This is a genomic window from Pseudomonas sp. MPFS (assembly GCF_022537035.1).
Classification (GTDB): Bacteria; Pseudomonadota; Gammaproteobacteria; order Pseudomonadales; family Pseudomonadaceae; genus Aquipseudomonas; species Aquipseudomonas sessilinigenes.
Genome location: NZ_CP066123.1, coordinates 1,165,243 through 1,180,455, shown reverse-complemented (window position 1 = coordinate 1,180,455; position 15,213 = coordinate 1,165,243). Strand labels below are relative to the sequence as shown.

Genomic DNA, 15,213 nt, shown 5'->3' with positions numbered 1-15,213 from the left:
CTCATCCTGCAAGTTGAAGGACATAGCTGGCTATCCCCAGGCCGGCGCCAGCCTGTTAGTGTTACGCCAGCAACCGCTGGCCCTGGCGCCACCTTCACCGATCAACTTGCCGCGCCCCTGGACCATGCCCGGGCCGGCGCGTACGCACACAATTGGAGCAACCATGACCCAGCCCCTGATTCTTCAGCCCAGCAAGCCTGCCGATGCCTGCGTGATCTGGCTTCACGGCCTGGGCGCGGATCGCTACGACTTCCTGCCGGTGGCCGAGGCGTTGCAAGAGACACTGCTGAGCACCCGCTTCGTCCTGCCCCAGGCCCCCACGCGGGCCGTGACCATCAATGGCGGCTACGCCATGCCCAGCTGGTACGACATCCTGGCCATGAACCCGGCCCGGGCCATCAGCCGCGAGCAACTCGAAGAGTCCGCCGACGAAGTCATCCGCCTGATCGAGGAGCAACGGGCCAGCGGCATCGATGCCTCGCGAATCTTCCTCGCCGGCTTCTCCCAGGGCGGCGCAGTGGTGCTGCACACCGCCTTCCTCAAGTGGCAAGGTCCACTGGGCGGGGTGTTGGCACTCTCGACCTATGCCCCGACGTTCAGCGACGAACTGCACCTGTCGGCCAGCCAGCAACGGATTCCGGTACTGGCGCTGCACGGCCAATATGACGAAGTGGTGCAGAACGCCATGGGACGCACGGCCTATGAATACCTCAAGCAGCACGGCGTGAGCGCCACCTGGCAGGAATACCCGATGGAACATGAAGTGTTGCCCGAGGAAATCCGCGACATCGGCACCTGGTTGAGCGAGCGTCTGCGCTAAAAAACCGCCCGTCGTTCACATGGCGAGCAACAGACTACGCCGCGCCCGTTTCTTGCATTACACTGGCCGGCGTACATTCCTTAACCAATTGATGAGATGACCGTGCTCAAAGCACTCAAGAAAATCTTCGGTAAAAGCGAGGCAGAGCCAAGCGCGCCAAGCCCCAGCGCCCCCATCCCCCCTTCCAGCAGCCGCCATGACGGCCACCAGCCGGAACGGAGCGCGCCCGCTACCGCCACTAATAAAGAACCGGTGACCACACCGGCCGCCCCTTCCACTCCCAAGGCGCCGCGCACGGAAAAACCCAAGGCCGAGCAGCGTCGTCCACGCGCCCCAAAACCGCCGGTGAGCACCTGGAAGCTGGAAGACTTCGTGGTCGAGCCTCAGGAAGGCAAGACCCGCTTCCACGACTTCAAGCTCACCCCGGAACTGATGCACGCCATCCACGACCTGGGTTTCCCCTACTGCACGCCGATCCAGGCCCAGGTACTGGGCTTCACCCTGGCGGGCAAGGACGCCATCGGTCGCGCCCAGACCGGCACCGGCAAGACCGCCGCGTTCCTGATCTCGATCATCACCCAGCTGCTGCAGACCCCGCCGCCCAAGGAACGCTACATGGGCGAGCCGCGGGCGCTGGTCATCGCGCCGACCCGGGAACTGGTGGTGCAGATCGCCAAGGACGCCGCGGCCCTGACCAAGTACACCGGCCTGAACGTGATGACCTTCGTCGGCGGCATGGACTTCGACAAGCAGCTCAAGCAGCTCGAAGCCCGCCACTGCGACATCCTGGTAGCCACCCCTGGCCGCCTGCTGGACTTCAACCAGCGCGGCGACGTGCACCTGGACATGGTCGAGGTGATGGTGCTGGACGAAGCCGACCGCATGCTCGACATGGGCTTCATCCCCCAGGTGCGGCAGATCATCCGCCAGACCCCGCCCAAGAGCGAACGCCAGACCCTGCTGTTCTCCGCCACCTTCACCGACGACGTGATGAACCTGGCCAAGCAGTGGACCACCGACCCGGCGATCGTCGAGATCGAAGCCGAGAACGTCGCCAACGCCAACGTCGAGCAGCACATCTACGCCGTGGCCGGTGCCGACAAGTACAAGCTGCTGTACAACCTGGTCAACGACAACGGCTGGGAACGGGTGATGGTCTTCGCCAACCGCAAGGATGAAGTGCGGCGCATCGAGGAACGCCTGGTGCGTGACGGCGTCAACGCCGCCCAGCTCTCCGGCGACGTGCCGCAGCACAAAAGGATCAAGACCCTGGAAGGCTTCCGCGAAGGCAAGATCCGGGTCCTGGTGGCCACTGACGTCGCCGGCCGCGGCATCCATATCGACGGCATCAGCCACGTGATCAACTTCACCCTGCCGGAAGTCCCCGACGACTACGTGCACCGCATCGGCCGGACCGGCCGGGCCGGCGCCGATGGCGTATCCATCAGCTTCGCCGGCGAGGACGACTCCTACCAGCTGCCAGCGATCGAGGAGCTGCTGGGGCGCAAGATCAGTTGCGAAATGCCGCCCACCGAGCTGCTGCGCGCCGTGGAGCGCAAGCGCCCGCAAGCCTGAGTCCAAGCGGACCTGGCCCAGTAAAGACGCAGCCTTGGGGCTGCGTTTTTTTTCGCCTGGATATTGCCCGAATAAACTAAAAGTCCATAATGGACTAATGAGTTTATAAAAAAACGGAGTTCCGCGATGTCCAGTACGCCATTCGTGATTGCCCAGCCCCAGGCCCGCCAGTTGCTGGAGCAGCTCGACGTGCCGCAGATCCTGCGCAAGATGTTCCGCGACCTGGCCGCCGGTCACGCCGTACAACCTGCCCAGCAACAGGTGGAATTCCCCCAGGGCGCCGGGGACTTCATCAACTATCTCGGGGTCATGGCCGAAGACCGGGTCTATGGGGTCAAGACCTCCCCCTATATCGTTCGCGCCGAAGGCCCGTTGGTCACCGCCTGGACCTTGCTGATGTCCATGGACAGCGGCCAACCGCTGCTGTTGTGCGATGCGGGCGAACTGACCACCGCACGCACCGCGGCCACTACGGCAGTCGCGGTGGACGCCCTGGCCGACGCCACGGCCCGGCGCCTGGCGATCATCGGCAGCGGCCCCGTGGCCCAGGCCCACCTGCGCTATGTACAAGGCCTGCGGGATTGGCAGAGCATCCGCGTCTATTCACCGAACCTGGTGCACAAGTCCGAGGCAGACTCCGCCCGCTGGAAGGCCCTCGACCCCCGCCTTGAGATAACCCGCCAGCGCGACGAAGCCCTGGAACAGGCCGATGTGATCCTGCTCTGCACCTCATCCGCCGGGCCGGTAATCGACCCCAGCCAACTCGACAAGCCAGCGCTGATCACCTCCATCAGCACCAATGCGCCACGTGCCCATGAGGTCCCACCCGCCGCGCTGCCAGACATGCAGGTGTACTGCGACTATCGGCGCACCACCCCAGGCTCGGCCGGCGAGATGCTGGTCGCCAGCGAGCAGCACGACTGGGACAGCGACATGATCCTTGGCGACCTGCCGGAACTGCTCAGCGGCCAGGCCAAGCGTCCGCACGGCGAACGCCATGTGTTCTTCCGCTCCATCGGGCTGGGCCTGGAAGACATCGCCCTGGCCAACGCCCTGTACCACTTGCAGCGCCAGTCGTAACAGCCCATGGGTATTTTTCGGAGTTTTGCATGATCCAGGCAGATTTCATCATCATCGGCGGCGGAATCGCCGGAGCCTCCACCGGTTACTGGCTGTCGCCCCATGGCCGGGTCCTGGTGCTGGAGCGCGAGTCTCATCCGGGCTATCACTCCACCGGCCGCTCCGCCGCACTCTACACCGCCGCCTATGGCACGCCCCAGGTCCGCGCCCTGACCCTGGCCAGCCGGGCGTTCTTCGACCAACCGCCCGAAGGCTTCTGCGAGCATCCGCTGTTGAGCCCGCGAGGCGAAATGACCGTGGACTTCGACAACGATCCCGACGAGTTGCAGCGCCAGTACCTGAGCGCCAAGGCCAGCGTGCCGCAGATGCAACTGCTCGACGCCGACGAAGCTTGCGCGCGCCTGCCGATCCTGCGCCGTGAAAAGGTCCACGGCGCCCTCTACGACCCGACTGCCAGCGACATCGACACCGATGCCCTGCACCAGGGCTACCTGCGTGGCATCCGGCGCAACCAGGGCCAACTGCATACCGATTGCGAAGTCCTGGGGCTGGAGCGCGATGCCCAGGGCCACTGGCTGGTACGCACCAGCGGCCAGACCTTCAGCGCCCCGGTGTTGATCAACGCCGCCGGTGCCTGGGCCGATCAGGTCGGCGTCCTCGCCGGTGCCCGGCCACTGGGCCTGCAGCCCAAGCGCCGCGCCGCGTTCATCTTCGCCGGCCCGCAAGACCCGGACTGCCAGCACTGGCCGATGCTGGTCAGCCTCGACGAATCCTTCTACATGAAACCCGATGCCGGCATGTTCCTCGGCTCACCGGCCAATGCCGACCCGGTGCCGCCCCACGATGTACAGCCCGAAGAGCTGGACATCGCCCTGGGCATCCACCAGATCGAAGAAGCCACGACCTTGAGCATCCGCCGGCCGACCCGGACCTGGGCCGGCCTGCGCAGCTTCGTCAGCGATGGCGACCTGCTGGCCGGGTTCGACCCGCAAGTGCCCGGGCTGTTCTGGGTGGCCGGCCAAGGCGGCTACGGCATCCAGACCTCACCGGCCATGGGCCAGGCCAGCGCCGCCCTGGTGCGTGGCGCAGCACTGCCGCAAGAGTTGGCTGATTTCGGCCTGGACACCGCCATGCTGTCCCCCGCCCGCCTGGGCTGACACCCCGGGATGACGCGCCCGGACGATTGCGGCACACTCCCAGCGCCCGCCAGCGGCGGGCGCTGAAGCCGCCAGGAGTACACCCATGACCACACCCGCCAAGGACCCTGTCCTGGACAATTTCCGGGCAATCGCCGACGCCATTGCCACCCTGTTCTTTCCCCACGCCGAAGTGGTGCTCCACGACTTGCGCACGCAGAAGGTCGACTACATCGCCAACAATCTGTCCAAGCGTGAAGTGGGTGACGATGCGGCCCTGGAAGACATGCTCAGCGGCGACAGCGATGAACGGAACATCGGCCCCTACGAAAAGCTCAACTGGGACGGCCAGAAGATCCGCAGCCTGAGCACCGTGCTGCGCGACACCAAGGGCCAGCCGCTGGCGGTGCTGTGCATCAACCTGAACATCTCGCTGTTCGAGAATGCCAAGGCCGCGCTGGACCTGTTCCTGTCTCCGAGCAAGCTGATCCCGCAACCGGACTCACTGTTTCGCGATGACTGGCAGGAACGGATCAATACCTTCCTGCACAACTGGCTGCGCGAGCGCCAGCTGGGCCTGAACCTGCTGACCCGCGACCACAAGCGTGAACTGGTGCTGGCGCTGCACGCCGAAGGCGCATTCAAGGGCAAGAGTGCCGCCAACTATGTGGCCAACGTGCTGAACATGGGCCGGGCGACGGTGTACAAGCACCTCAAGGAACTCAAGGAACAGTGATCCTCGGCGAGCGAGCGCCCCTGGGAGCGATCGCTCGCAAACGCCTGCGGCATCAGTCGCCGTAGATATCCGATTTGAAGTACTTGGCCTGGATCTTCTGGTACTCGCCGTTGGCGCGGATGCCGGCGATGGCCTTGTCCAGCTCGCCCACCAGTTGCTCGTTACCCTTGCGCACGGCGATCCCGGCGCCCTCGCCGACATACTTCGGATCCTTGAGCTCCGGGCCGACGAAGGCATAGTCGGCGCCGCGGGGCATCGACAGGAAGTCCTCCAGCGGAATGGTGTCGGCGAAGATCGCATCCAGGCGTCCCGCCGCCAGGTCCATGTAGATCTCTTCGTTATTGCTATAGCGCACTACCTTGATGCCCTTGGGCTCCAGGACCTCGGTGGCGTAGCGGTCGGTGGTGGTGGAACGCTGCACACCGATGGTCTTGCCCTTGAGGCTCTGGTACTGGTCGTCCACCACGGCGCCTTTCTTCATCACCAGGCGCGACGAAGTGAAGTAGTACCTATGGGTGAAATCCACCGACTTGCGGCGCTCGGCGGTGATGGTCATGGACGACAGCGCGGCATCGATCTTCTTCACCTTCAGCGATGGAATCAGCCCATCGAACTCGACCTCGGTCCACTCGCACTTGACCTGCATCTGCGCGCACAGGGCATTGCCGATGTCGTAGTCGAAGCCCCCGATCTTGCCTTCGGCGGTCTTGAAGGCGAAGGGTGGATAGGCGGCCTCGATCCCGAAGCGCAGGGTCTTCTCGGCGGCCGAGAGCTGGGTGCACGCCAACAGGCCCAGGACCAGGCCGCTGATGAGGGGGAGTTTTTTCATGTTCGTTCTCTCGCGAATTGTTGTTGGTTTGGCAAGACAGAAAGAAGAGGTGGAACGGCAGAGCTGTTTTGTACTTTGAAATCCATACTGGACTTTAATGTACACATCGTCAACGGGGCACGGCAACGCCTGCACCTGGTGATCACCAGGAACAGGCGCGCGGCTTGGCAGGTTTTGCGCAAGGCGCAGGAATGCGCCAAGGCGTGTACTGGATCAGTCTTCCCAGCGCTCGGCGGCGGCCTGGTCGCTGTGTCGGCCCTCGACCCAGCGCGGGCCATCGGCGGTCTGTTCCTTCTTCCAGAACGGCGCCCGGGTCTTGAGGTAATCCATCACGAAGGCACACGCGTCGAAGGCCGCCTGGCGATGGGCGCTGGCCGCGGCGACGAAGACGATCGGCTCGCCCGGGGCCAGGGCGCCGATGCGGTGCAGGATCTCCAGCTTGAGCAACGGCCAGCGCAGCCCGGCCTCCTCGGCGATCTTGGCCAGGGCCTTCTCGGTCATGCCCGGATAGTGCTCGAGGAACATCCCGTGGACATCCTGGCCATCGTTGAAATCACGCACGTAGCCGACGAAGCCCACCACCGCGCCAACGCCGACATTGGCCGCGTGCATGGCATTGAGTTCGGCACCGGGATCGAATGCCGCGTCCTGTACCCGAATGCCCATGTCAGCCTCCGGTCACGGTGGGAAAGAACGCCACCTCATCGCCGTCGGCCAGGGGTTCGGCCAACTGGCACAACTCCTCGTTGCGCGCGCACATCAGGTTCTGCTCCCCCAGCACCGGGGCGCCCACGCCTTGCAGCAGGTGCTGGCGCACATCCTCGACGGTACGGAACTCGCCGTCGACCAGGGTTTCATCCAGGCCGATGGCCTCGCGATAACGGGCAAAGAACTTCACCTTGATCTTCATGCCGGCTCCGCCTGGTAGTGGCCGCTCTTGCCGCCGAGTTTCTCCAGCACCCGCACGCCCTCGATGATCATGCCCCGGTCCACGGCCTTGCACATGTCGTAGATCGTCAGCGCGGCGACACTGGCGGCGGTCAGCGCCTCCATCTCCACCCCGGTCTGCCCCGACAACTTGCAGCGCGCCACGATGTGCACGCTGTCCTCGCCCTCGGCACGCAGCTCGACCTTGACGCTGGTGAGCATCAACGGATGGCACAGGGGAATCAGGTCGCTGGTCTTCTTCGCGGCCTGGATCCCGGCGATCCGCGCCACGGCGAACACATCGCCCTTGGGATGACCGCCGCTGACGATCATCTGCAAGGTTTGCGGGAGCATGCGCACCCGGGCTTCGGCCGTCGCTTCGCGAAACGTCACGGCCTTGTCGGTGACGTCGACCATATTGGCGCGCCCTTGGGAATCGAGATGAGTCAGCACGGCGTTACTCCTGATCAGGTGGGGCGATTGTAAACCCGCCGGTCAGTTTTCCGCACGGGACAATCTGCCGCCACCAGGGCCCTGCGGCCCGGAATCGACCCGACGAATGGCCCGCATCAGAACAGCGAATTGGAGCCGCTGCCGGCATCCGCGTACAAGGTCAGGCAACGACACAGAGGAACTTCTTCATGGCCTTGCTCATCCCGATCCTGCTCAGCCTGCTCGCCGGTTTCGCCGTGCCCCTGCAGGCTGGAACCAACGCCCGGCTGGGCAGCCTGCTGGGGCATCCGCTCTGGGCCACCGGCCTCTCGCTGCTGGTGAGCCTGCTGGCCCTGGGCGTCCTGCTGCTGTTCATCAAGGTGCCCCGGCCCAACCTGCTGGCCGCCGCCCAAGGGCCCTGGTGGATCTGGCTCGGCGGCCTGGCCGGAGTGCTCTACATCACCGTGGCGCTGCTGATGGCGCCACGCCTGGGAGCGCTCAACTTCATCATGGCGGTGATCATCGGCCAGTTGCTGATCTCGCTGATCATCGATTACTTCGGCCTGGTGGGCCTGCCGCAAAAGGACATCAGCCTGCAAAAGCTCTTCGGCGTGCTGGTGGTGATTGGCGGTTTCGTGATCACCGTCCGCGGCTGAGCCTCCTCAGGGTCCGGCCACGCTGGCCAGGCGGATCTGCTCGCGCAGCCAGGCATGGGCCGGGTCGTCACGGGAGCGCCCATGCCAGACCTGGACGAAATTGAACGCCGGCACCTGCATCGGCGGCGCCAGGCGCACCAGGCCATCCTCCAGCGCCAGCTCATCCAGGGTGCGACTGGCCACCGTGAGGATCAGGTCGGTGCCACGGATCATCCCCGGCGCCGTGCCCCAATGGGGCACGCTGACCACGATCTGGCGCTGCAAACCCTTATCCCGCAGGCGATGATCGACTTCGCCGTTGAAACAGCCATCCATCGACACCTGCAAATGCGGCCGGGCCAGGTACTGCGCCAGGTCCAGGGTGCCATCGGGGCCCAGGGTCGTGCGATCCAGCAGGCAGCTGAAGGTCTCCTCGAACAGCACCTCCTTGACCACCTCCTCCGACAGGTCGGGAAACACCCCCAGGGCCAGGTCCAGCTTGCCCTGCACCACTTGCTCGAACATCTCGTGGCGGCTGCCCTGGGTCACCACCACCCGCATCAGCGGGGCCTCCTGGCGCAGGCGCACCAGTAACCGGGGCAGCACGATCGCGGCGCCGTAGTCGGACATCGCCAGGTGGAAGATGCGCTGGGAAGCGGCCGGGTCGAAGTCGATGGACTTGCCCAGCAGGGTCTCGATCTGGCTGAGGATTTCCTTGAGCGGCGCTTGCAGACTGCGGGCCAGCGGGCTGAGCAACACATCGTTGCCCTGGCGGATCAGCAGCGGGTCGTCCAGGAGCGAGCGCAACTTGCCCAGGGAGTGGCTGATGGCCGGCTGGCTCAGGTGCAGGCGCTCGCCGGTGCGGGTCACGTGCTTCTCCGTCAGCAGTGCATCGAGCACCACCAACAGGTTCAGGTCGATATTACGCAGGGAAACAGTGGCCATCCGGGCGTTCCAGGTTCACGGCGGGAACGCAGGATACTCCAGAGGCCGGGGGCGGATGCAAAACGGGCGGCCCGAAGGCCGCCCGTGGCAGGTGTGGGAGGAAACTACAGGTGGCTTTCGGCGTATTCGGCCAGGATCGAGCGCGGCACCCCTTGCAGGGTGATGTGCACGCCGTTGGGGAAGTCCTTGAAGCGTTCGGTGAGGTAGGTCAGCCCGGAGCTGGTGGCCGACAGGTAAGGGGTATCGATCTGCGCCAGGTTGCCCAGGCACACCACTTTGGAACCGGCGCCGGCACGGGTGATGATGGTCTTCATCTGGTGCGGGGTGAGGTTCTGGCATTCGTCGATCAGGATCAGGCTCTGCTGGAAACTGCGACCGCGAATGTAGTTCAGGGATTTGAACTGCAACGGCACCTTGCTGAGGATGTAGTCGACGCTGCCATGGGTGCTCTCGTCATCCATGTGCAGGGCCTCGAGGTTGTCGGTGATCGCGCCGAGCCAGGGCTCCATCTTCTCCGCCTCGGTGCCCGGCAGGAAGCCGATCTCCTGGTCCAGCCCCTGCACGCTGCGGGTGGCGATGATGCGCCGGTAGCGCTTGCTGACCATGGTCTGCTCGATGGCAGCGGCCAGGGCCAGGATGGTCTTGCCGGAGCCGGCAGCGCCGGACAGGTTGACCAGGTGGATGTCCGGATCGAGCAGCGCGTACAAGGCCAGGGCCTGGTAGATATCACGGGGCTTCAGGCCCCAGGCCTCCTGGTGCAGCAGGGGCTCCTGGTGCAGGTCGAGGATCAGCATCACACCGTCGCGGATTTCCTTGACCCAGCCGACGAAGCCCTGCTCGTCGATGATGAACTCATTGATGTGCACCACCGGCAGCTCATCGTTCAACTGCACCTGGTGCCAGGTCCGACCGTGATCCTGGCGAGTCTCGACCTTGCTCACCCGGTCCCAGAACGAACCGCTCATGTTGTGGAAGCCGTTGGGCAACAGCTCCACGTCGTCCACCAGCTGGTCGGTGCTGTAGTCCTCGGCGGCGATCCCGCAGGCCCGCGCCTTGAGGCGCATGTTGATGTCCTTGGTCACCAGCACCACGGACAAGTCCTTGTTGCGCGCGTGCAGATCGACCAACTGGTTGATGATGATGTTGTCGTTGAGGTTGTCCGGCAGCAGGCTGTTGGGCTCGTTGCGCTTGCTCATCAGGATCGACAGCAAGCCCTTCGGATCGCCCTTGCCACGCTGGATCGGCACCCCCAGCTCGACATCCTCGGGCGAGGCCTCGCCCAGGGTCTTGTCGATCAGGCGAATTGCCTGGCGGCACTCGGCGGCCACGCTGTGATGCCCGCTCTTGAGCTTGTCCAGCTCCTCCAGGACGGTCATCGGGATCACGACATGGTGTTCTTCGAAATTCAGCAGGGCGTTGGGATCGTGAATCAATACATTGGTATCGAGTACGTAAAGGATTGGCTGGTTGGAGGAAGGGCTGCGTCCGCGGTCATCCATACTCGGTCACCTTATGTGGGAGCCAGTCGACGCCATACCATCGGGTATCGCGCCTCGAAGAACCACCGAAATCCACCCATCCGGGTTGGAGGTGAGCCGCACACACAAGGAGTCTTGGGAGACGCCACCTGTGTCGCAGGTTTCGGCGGTCTGAGTCCGTAATACTCCAAAAAGCGTGACAGGAAAAAGCACTTTGACGCTTTTTTGATGTTTATTTTTCAGAGTGACGAATAGCCCTTGGCGAGCGGCCCGGGCGCCGCTAAAGTCGGAAGTCCGCCTGCCTCGAAATCCCTTGCGGATTTGCCATTTTCCCCTGGTTTTCCTGCCCCTGTCCCGTATTTACGGGCATTTTGCGTTTTTCAGCGAAACGCATCCTGGCAGTCTTCCCAACCGATCCCGCTTTGCGCGGTCTGTCCCAGCAACCAGGGCAGGCTGACCTTGACCCCATCCTGCTTGGCATTGAAGGCAATCACTCCACGGCGCCACAACAGCATCAGGGTCAGTACCCGCTGGCCGCTCTCCTGGGCCTTGAGCTTGCCCGGGCCGTCCTGGGCATCGATGTCCCACAACGCCACCTGCATGCCCTGGGCATTGAAGAAGGCCTGGGCGTCTGCCCGGCGCTGGCCCATGGGTGGGCGGAACAGCGGCACGTAGTTTTCCGGCAGCTTGCCCTTGACCAGGTCGGCACTGCGCTGGATCGAGTACTGCCAATCCTGCCAATGGCTATGGGAGCGGAACTCCCAGCCCTGGACGCCAACGCACTGACGCGAATACAAGGACTGCAGGCTGGCCACCGAAGCCAGGTTCAGGCGGCTCTGGATATCGTTGCCCAGGACGAAGAAGGTACCGTTGAGGTTGGACTTGCGCAGGTACTCGGTGAGCCAGGCGGTGTTGTCCGGCGCCAGGTTGGCGGCACTGTCGAAAGTCAGCAGGAACATCCGGTCATGGAGTTCGTCGCCATTGCGCTCGTAGTCGCCCAGGCGCAAGACCTCGCTGCTGGTCTGCGGGGCCAGGGCGGCCTTGCGCAACAATTCGTCCAAGTACTGTTCATGGAAGGTCCGGCTCGGTTCGCCCCAGCGGGCGTAATAGGAATCCTCGCCCAGCTGGAACTTGCCGGCCTGCTTGCGCAGCTGCTGCATGTTCTCCACCAGGAAACAGAAGGAGGCGTCCTGGTCGCAGCTCTGCTGGGCGAAGTCGTAGTTCTCCAACAGGCGCTTCCACAGCTGTTCACGCAGGCTGCCGATGGCCTCCATGTTGATCATGCGCAGCCCCAGGCGCTGCTTCAACGAGGCCTCGTCCCAGGCCTCGCTGACCAGCAAGGCACGAGCGAACGTGAGGATCTCCGCTCGCGAGGCAACGTCGAACAGGGTCGGGCTGTCGAGCTTTTCCGGCCAGGTGCTGCGGTCCAGGGTCGCCACATCATTGGGCGCCGCCAGCGCACTCACACTCAAAAGCCAGGCCGAAAAGAAAAACGCGATACGCAAAAGGGATGCCTCCAGAACAGAACCCGCGCGGCACTATAGCCGATCCCCACCTGCGCCACGCGTCAGCTATTGCCTCGATAGGTGGAGTCCGACGGCCCGAGCCCCTAGAATCCCCCGACGCTTAAAGGAGACGCCCCATGCTGATGGTGATTTCACCCGCCAAGACCCTCGACTACGAGACCCCGCCGGTAACCCAGCGCTTTACCCAGCCGCAATACCTCGACCACTCCCAGGAACTGATCCAGCAACTGCGGGAACTGACCCCGGCGCAGATCAGCGAGCTGATGCACGTCTCCGACAAGATCGGCGGCCTCAATGCCGCACGCTTCGGCAGCTGGACCCCGGCCTTCACCCCCGCCAACGCCAAGCAGGCCCTGCTGGCGTTCAAGGGCGACGTCTACACCGGGCTCGATGCCCAGACCCTGGGCGAGGCGGACTTCGACTACGCCCAGCAGCACCTGCGCATGCTCTCCGGCCTCTATGGCCTGCTGCGCCCCCTGGACCTGATGCAACCCTATCGCCTGGAAATGGGCACCAAGCTGGCCAACGCCCGGGGCAAGGACCTGTATGCGTTCTGGGGCACTCGCATCAGCCAATGGCTCAACGAAGCCCTGGCCGAGCAAGGCGACGACCTGTTGCTCAACCTGGCGTCCAACGAATACTTCTCGGCGGTCAAGCGCACAGCCCTCCAGGCGCGGATCATCAATACCGAGTTCAAGGACCTGAAGAACGGCCAGTACAAGATCATCAGCTTCTATGCCAAGAAGGCCCGGGGCATGATGAGCCGCTTCGTGATCCAGGAACGCATCAACGACCCGGCCCAACTCAAGCAGTTCGACGTCCAGGGCTACCGTTTCAGCGCCGAACAATCCAAGGCCGACAACCTGGTGTTCCTGCGCGACCACGCACCGGAGTAAAGCGCGTCCCCTACCGCGCTCGCCGGCTCCTGGCGAGCGCGCCAGAATGTGATCATGTGCACATTTCCTCGCTAAAAATCGTCATTTTAATGACGCCATAAAAACTTCATGTAATTCCATGACTTTTCTTTCACTCGACAAGAGTGATTTTTTTCAGTAGTGGCACCACTTTTTTTATCCGGTAGTGGCACAAAAATATCCCACCGCTTTAACTCCCCATAACTAAAGGGCGAAACCCTTAGTGCTATCAAATTGCGAGCAGTGCCATCTTTTTCAATATTCAAAGAAATTTCAGAAAACAGGATGAGCGGACCGGAACTATGCCTGCGGAGACCGTTCATACCACCGGTAACGATTCTCAACGACGTTGTACGAGATGACTTACATGGACAGCTTAAAAACTAATCAAGTTATGAAACCGCTTATAGCGGCGTAACGAAAACTTGAACTAACCGAATAACAACAGGAGATAAGACCCCTAACTATCCCCTAACAAGCCAAGGAGCAGCTGGCCTTCAAGGCCTCCCAACAAGCAATTGGAGATCACGAACCACGTGGCATCCAGCCATCCACAGGAACACGGATGGTTTTTCGGGAGTCCTGCAGCAGGAGCCGCCGGCAACATTCAAGGGCACATCCAAACAACAAGGATCAGTTGCGCACAACATGAGTGCAAATATTAAGTCACTCGGAACTTAGTCTGCCTGCACAGGATATTACGGTGTCTTTCTCCGTACTTCCCAGTGCACAACTACAGCTGGCAAACATTAACTCCGGCCATCTAATGGCGTGAATAACACAGAGGTAAATGCGATGCGCATCAGCATATTTGGTTTGGGTTACGTCGGTGCAGTCTGTGCCGGTTGCCTGTCCGCCCGGGGCCATGAAGTGGTTGGCGTAGATATCTCCAAAGACAAGATCGACCTGATCAACGCCGGCAAGTCGCCGATCGTCGAGCCGGGCCTGGGTGAACTTCTGGAGCAGGGAGTCCGCACGGCCCGCCTGCGCGGCACCACCAACTTCGCCGAAGCCATCCGCGATACCGACCTGTCGATGATCTGCGTCGGTACCCCGAGCAAGAAGAACGGCGACCTGGAACTGGACTACATCGAATCGGTGTGCCGCGAAATCGGTCTCGTCCTGCGCGACAAAGCCACCCGCCACACGGTGGTGGTACGCAGCACCGTCTTGCCGGGCACCGTGAAGAACGTGGTGATCCCGATCCTCGAGGACTGCTCGGGCAAGAAGGCCGGCGTCGACTTCGGCGTCGCGGTCAACCCCGAGTTCCTGCGCGAGAGTACCGCGATCAAGGACTACGACTTCCCACCCATGACCGTCATCGGCCAGCTCGACCAGGCCTCCGGCGATGTGCTGCAAGCGCTCTACGAAGAACTCGACGCGCCGATCATCCGCAAGGACATCGAGGTCGCCGAAATGATCAAGTACACCTGCAACGTCTGGCACGCGACCAAGGTCACCTTCGCCAACGAGATCGGCAACATCGCCAAGGCGGTGGGCGTCGATGGCCGCGAGGTGATGAACGTGGTCTGCCAGGACAAGACCCTCAACCTGTCCCAGTACTACATGCGCCCGGGCTTCGCTTTCGGCGGCTCGTGCCTGCCCAAGGACGTGCGCGCCCTGACCTACCGCGCCGGTGCCCTGGACGTACAGGCGCCACTGCTCAACTCGCTGATGCGCAGCAACGAATCCCAGGTGCAGAACGCCTTCGACATCGTCGAAAGCCACGACAAGCGCAAGGTCGCCCTGCTCGGCCTGAGCTTCAAGGCCGGCACCGACGATCTGCGGGAAAGCCCGCTGGTGGAGCTGGCGGAAATGCTCATCGGCAAGGGCTTCGACCTGCGCATCTACGACAGCAACGTCGAGTACGCCAGGGTCCACGGCGCCAACAAGGACTACATCGAATCGAAGATCCCCCACGTCTCGTCCCTGCTCAACTCGGACTTCGACGCGGTGATCGACCATTCCGATCTGATCATCCTGGGCAACCGCGACGAGAAGTTCCGCGCCCTGGTCGAGGACGTCCCCCACGGCAAGCAGGTCATCGACCTGGTGGGCTTCATGTCCAAGGGCACCTGCCCCCAGGGCCGTACCGAAGGCATTTGCTGGTAACGGCAGCGGCAAGCTCCGAGCGTCAAGCCGCAAGTATGAGCACCGCGCTTGCAGCTTGCCGCTTGGAG

The 15,213-nt window shown here is 63.0% G+C and carries 16 protein-coding genes; 8 read left to right on the top strand and 8 right to left on the bottom strand.

Annotated elements, in window-relative coordinates:
• Positions 1-30: 30 nt before the first annotated feature.
• Positions 31-165 carry a hypothetical protein gene (locus I9018_RS32685; RefSeq protein ID WP_277398093.1) on the bottom strand — a complete coding sequence of 45 codons (135 nt, stop codon included), beginning with the start codon at positions 163-165 and terminating at the stop codon, positions 31-33.
• Here I9018_RS32685 and I9018_RS05295 point away from each other — a divergent pair.
• The 5 genes from I9018_RS05295 to I9018_RS05275 all read left to right on the top strand — a co-directional run bounded on the left by I9018_RS05295 (position 164) and on the right by I9018_RS05275 (position 5,347).
• Complete coding sequence (locus I9018_RS05295) at positions 164-820, top strand: alpha/beta fold hydrolase (protein ID WP_241108894.1); 657 nt, start codon at positions 164-166, stop codon at positions 818-820. The genes I9018_RS32685 and I9018_RS05295 overlap by 2 nt on opposite strands.
• A gap of 96 nt (positions 821-916) precedes the next feature.
• Positions 917-2,395 carry an ATP-dependent RNA helicase RhlB gene (rhlB, locus tag I9018_RS05290; protein ID WP_241108893.1) on the top strand — a complete coding sequence of 493 codons (1,479 nt, stop codon included), beginning with the start codon at positions 917-919 and terminating at the stop codon, positions 2,393-2,395.
• Between the two features lie 126 nt (positions 2,396-2,521).
• On the top strand, positions 2,522-3,475 hold the full coding sequence (locus I9018_RS05285; protein ID WP_241108892.1) for an ornithine cyclodeaminase family protein: 954 nt from the start codon (positions 2,522-2,524) through the stop codon (positions 3,473-3,475).
• A gap of 29 nt (positions 3,476-3,504) precedes the next feature.
• A complete protein-coding gene (locus I9018_RS05280; protein ID WP_068583471.1) occupies positions 3,505-4,632 on the top strand; it encodes an FAD-binding oxidoreductase in 1,128 nt (375 codons plus the stop codon).
• 85 nt (positions 4,633-4,717) lie between these two features.
• Positions 4,718-5,347 (top strand): transcriptional regulator, encoded by a 630-nt coding sequence (locus tag I9018_RS05275; RefSeq protein WP_068608077.1) that lies wholly within the window; start codon positions 4,718-4,720, stop codon positions 5,345-5,347.
• A gap of 52 nt (positions 5,348-5,399) precedes the next feature.
• Here I9018_RS05275 and I9018_RS05270 read toward each other — a convergent pair whose 3' ends face one another.
• The 4 genes from I9018_RS05270 to moaC form a co-directional block, all read right to left on the bottom strand.
• Positions 5,400-6,176, bottom strand: coding sequence for an ABC transporter substrate-binding protein (locus I9018_RS05270; RefSeq protein ID WP_068583269.1), 777 nt, complete (start codon positions 6,174-6,176; stop codon positions 5,400-5,402).
• A gap of 213 nt (positions 6,177-6,389) precedes the next feature.
• Positions 6,390-6,842 carry a molybdopterin synthase catalytic subunit MoaE gene (moaE, locus tag I9018_RS05265; protein ID WP_068583267.1) on the bottom strand — a complete coding sequence of 151 codons (453 nt, stop codon included), beginning with the start codon at positions 6,840-6,842 and terminating at the stop codon, positions 6,390-6,392.
• 1 nt (position 6,843) lies between these two features.
• Positions 6,844-7,086, bottom strand: coding sequence for a MoaD/ThiS family protein (locus tag I9018_RS05260; protein ID WP_241108891.1), 243 nt, complete (start codon positions 7,084-7,086; stop codon positions 6,844-6,846).
• Positions 7,083-7,556 carry a cyclic pyranopterin monophosphate synthase MoaC gene (moaC, locus tag I9018_RS05255; RefSeq protein WP_068583260.1) on the bottom strand — a complete coding sequence of 158 codons (474 nt, stop codon included), beginning with the start codon at positions 7,554-7,556 and terminating at the stop codon, positions 7,083-7,085. The genes I9018_RS05260 and moaC overlap by 4 nt, the downstream gene beginning before the upstream one ends.
• A 188-nt stretch (positions 7,557-7,744) precedes the next feature.
• Between moaC and I9018_RS05250 the strand changes: the two genes are divergently transcribed.
• On the top strand, positions 7,745-8,191 hold the full coding sequence (locus I9018_RS05250) for a DMT family transporter (protein ID WP_085596238.1): 447 nt from the start codon (positions 7,745-7,747) through the stop codon (positions 8,189-8,191).
• Between the two features lie 6 nt (positions 8,192-8,197).
• On the opposite strand, the gene I9018_RS05245 is transcribed toward I9018_RS05250, so the two are convergent.
• From I9018_RS05245 to I9018_RS05235, 3 genes are all read right to left on the bottom strand, one after another.
• A complete protein-coding gene (locus I9018_RS05245) occupies positions 8,198-9,115 on the bottom strand; it encodes a LysR family transcriptional regulator (RefSeq protein ID WP_022642444.1) in 918 nt (305 codons plus the stop codon).
• Between the two features lie 104 nt (positions 9,116-9,219).
• A complete protein-coding gene (locus I9018_RS05240; protein ID WP_068583191.1) occupies positions 9,220-10,614 on the bottom strand; it encodes a PhoH family protein in 1,395 nt (464 codons plus the stop codon).
• A gap of 359 nt (positions 10,615-10,973) precedes the next feature.
• Positions 10,974-12,098, bottom strand: coding sequence for a polysaccharide deacetylase family protein (locus I9018_RS05235; protein ID WP_241108890.1), 1,125 nt, complete (start codon positions 12,096-12,098; stop codon positions 10,974-10,976).
• Between the two features lie 137 nt (positions 12,099-12,235).
• Here I9018_RS05235 and yaaA point away from each other — a divergent pair, with 137 nt between their 5' ends.
• A complete protein-coding gene (gene yaaA, locus I9018_RS05230; protein WP_068583196.1) occupies positions 12,236-13,015 on the top strand; it encodes a peroxide stress protein YaaA in 780 nt (259 codons plus the stop codon).
• An 813-nt stretch (positions 13,016-13,828) separates the two neighbouring features.
• A complete protein-coding gene (locus tag I9018_RS05225) occupies positions 13,829-15,145 on the top strand; it encodes a nucleotide sugar dehydrogenase (protein ID WP_241108889.1) in 1,317 nt (438 codons plus the stop codon).
• Positions 15,146-15,213 lie beyond the last annotated feature (68 nt).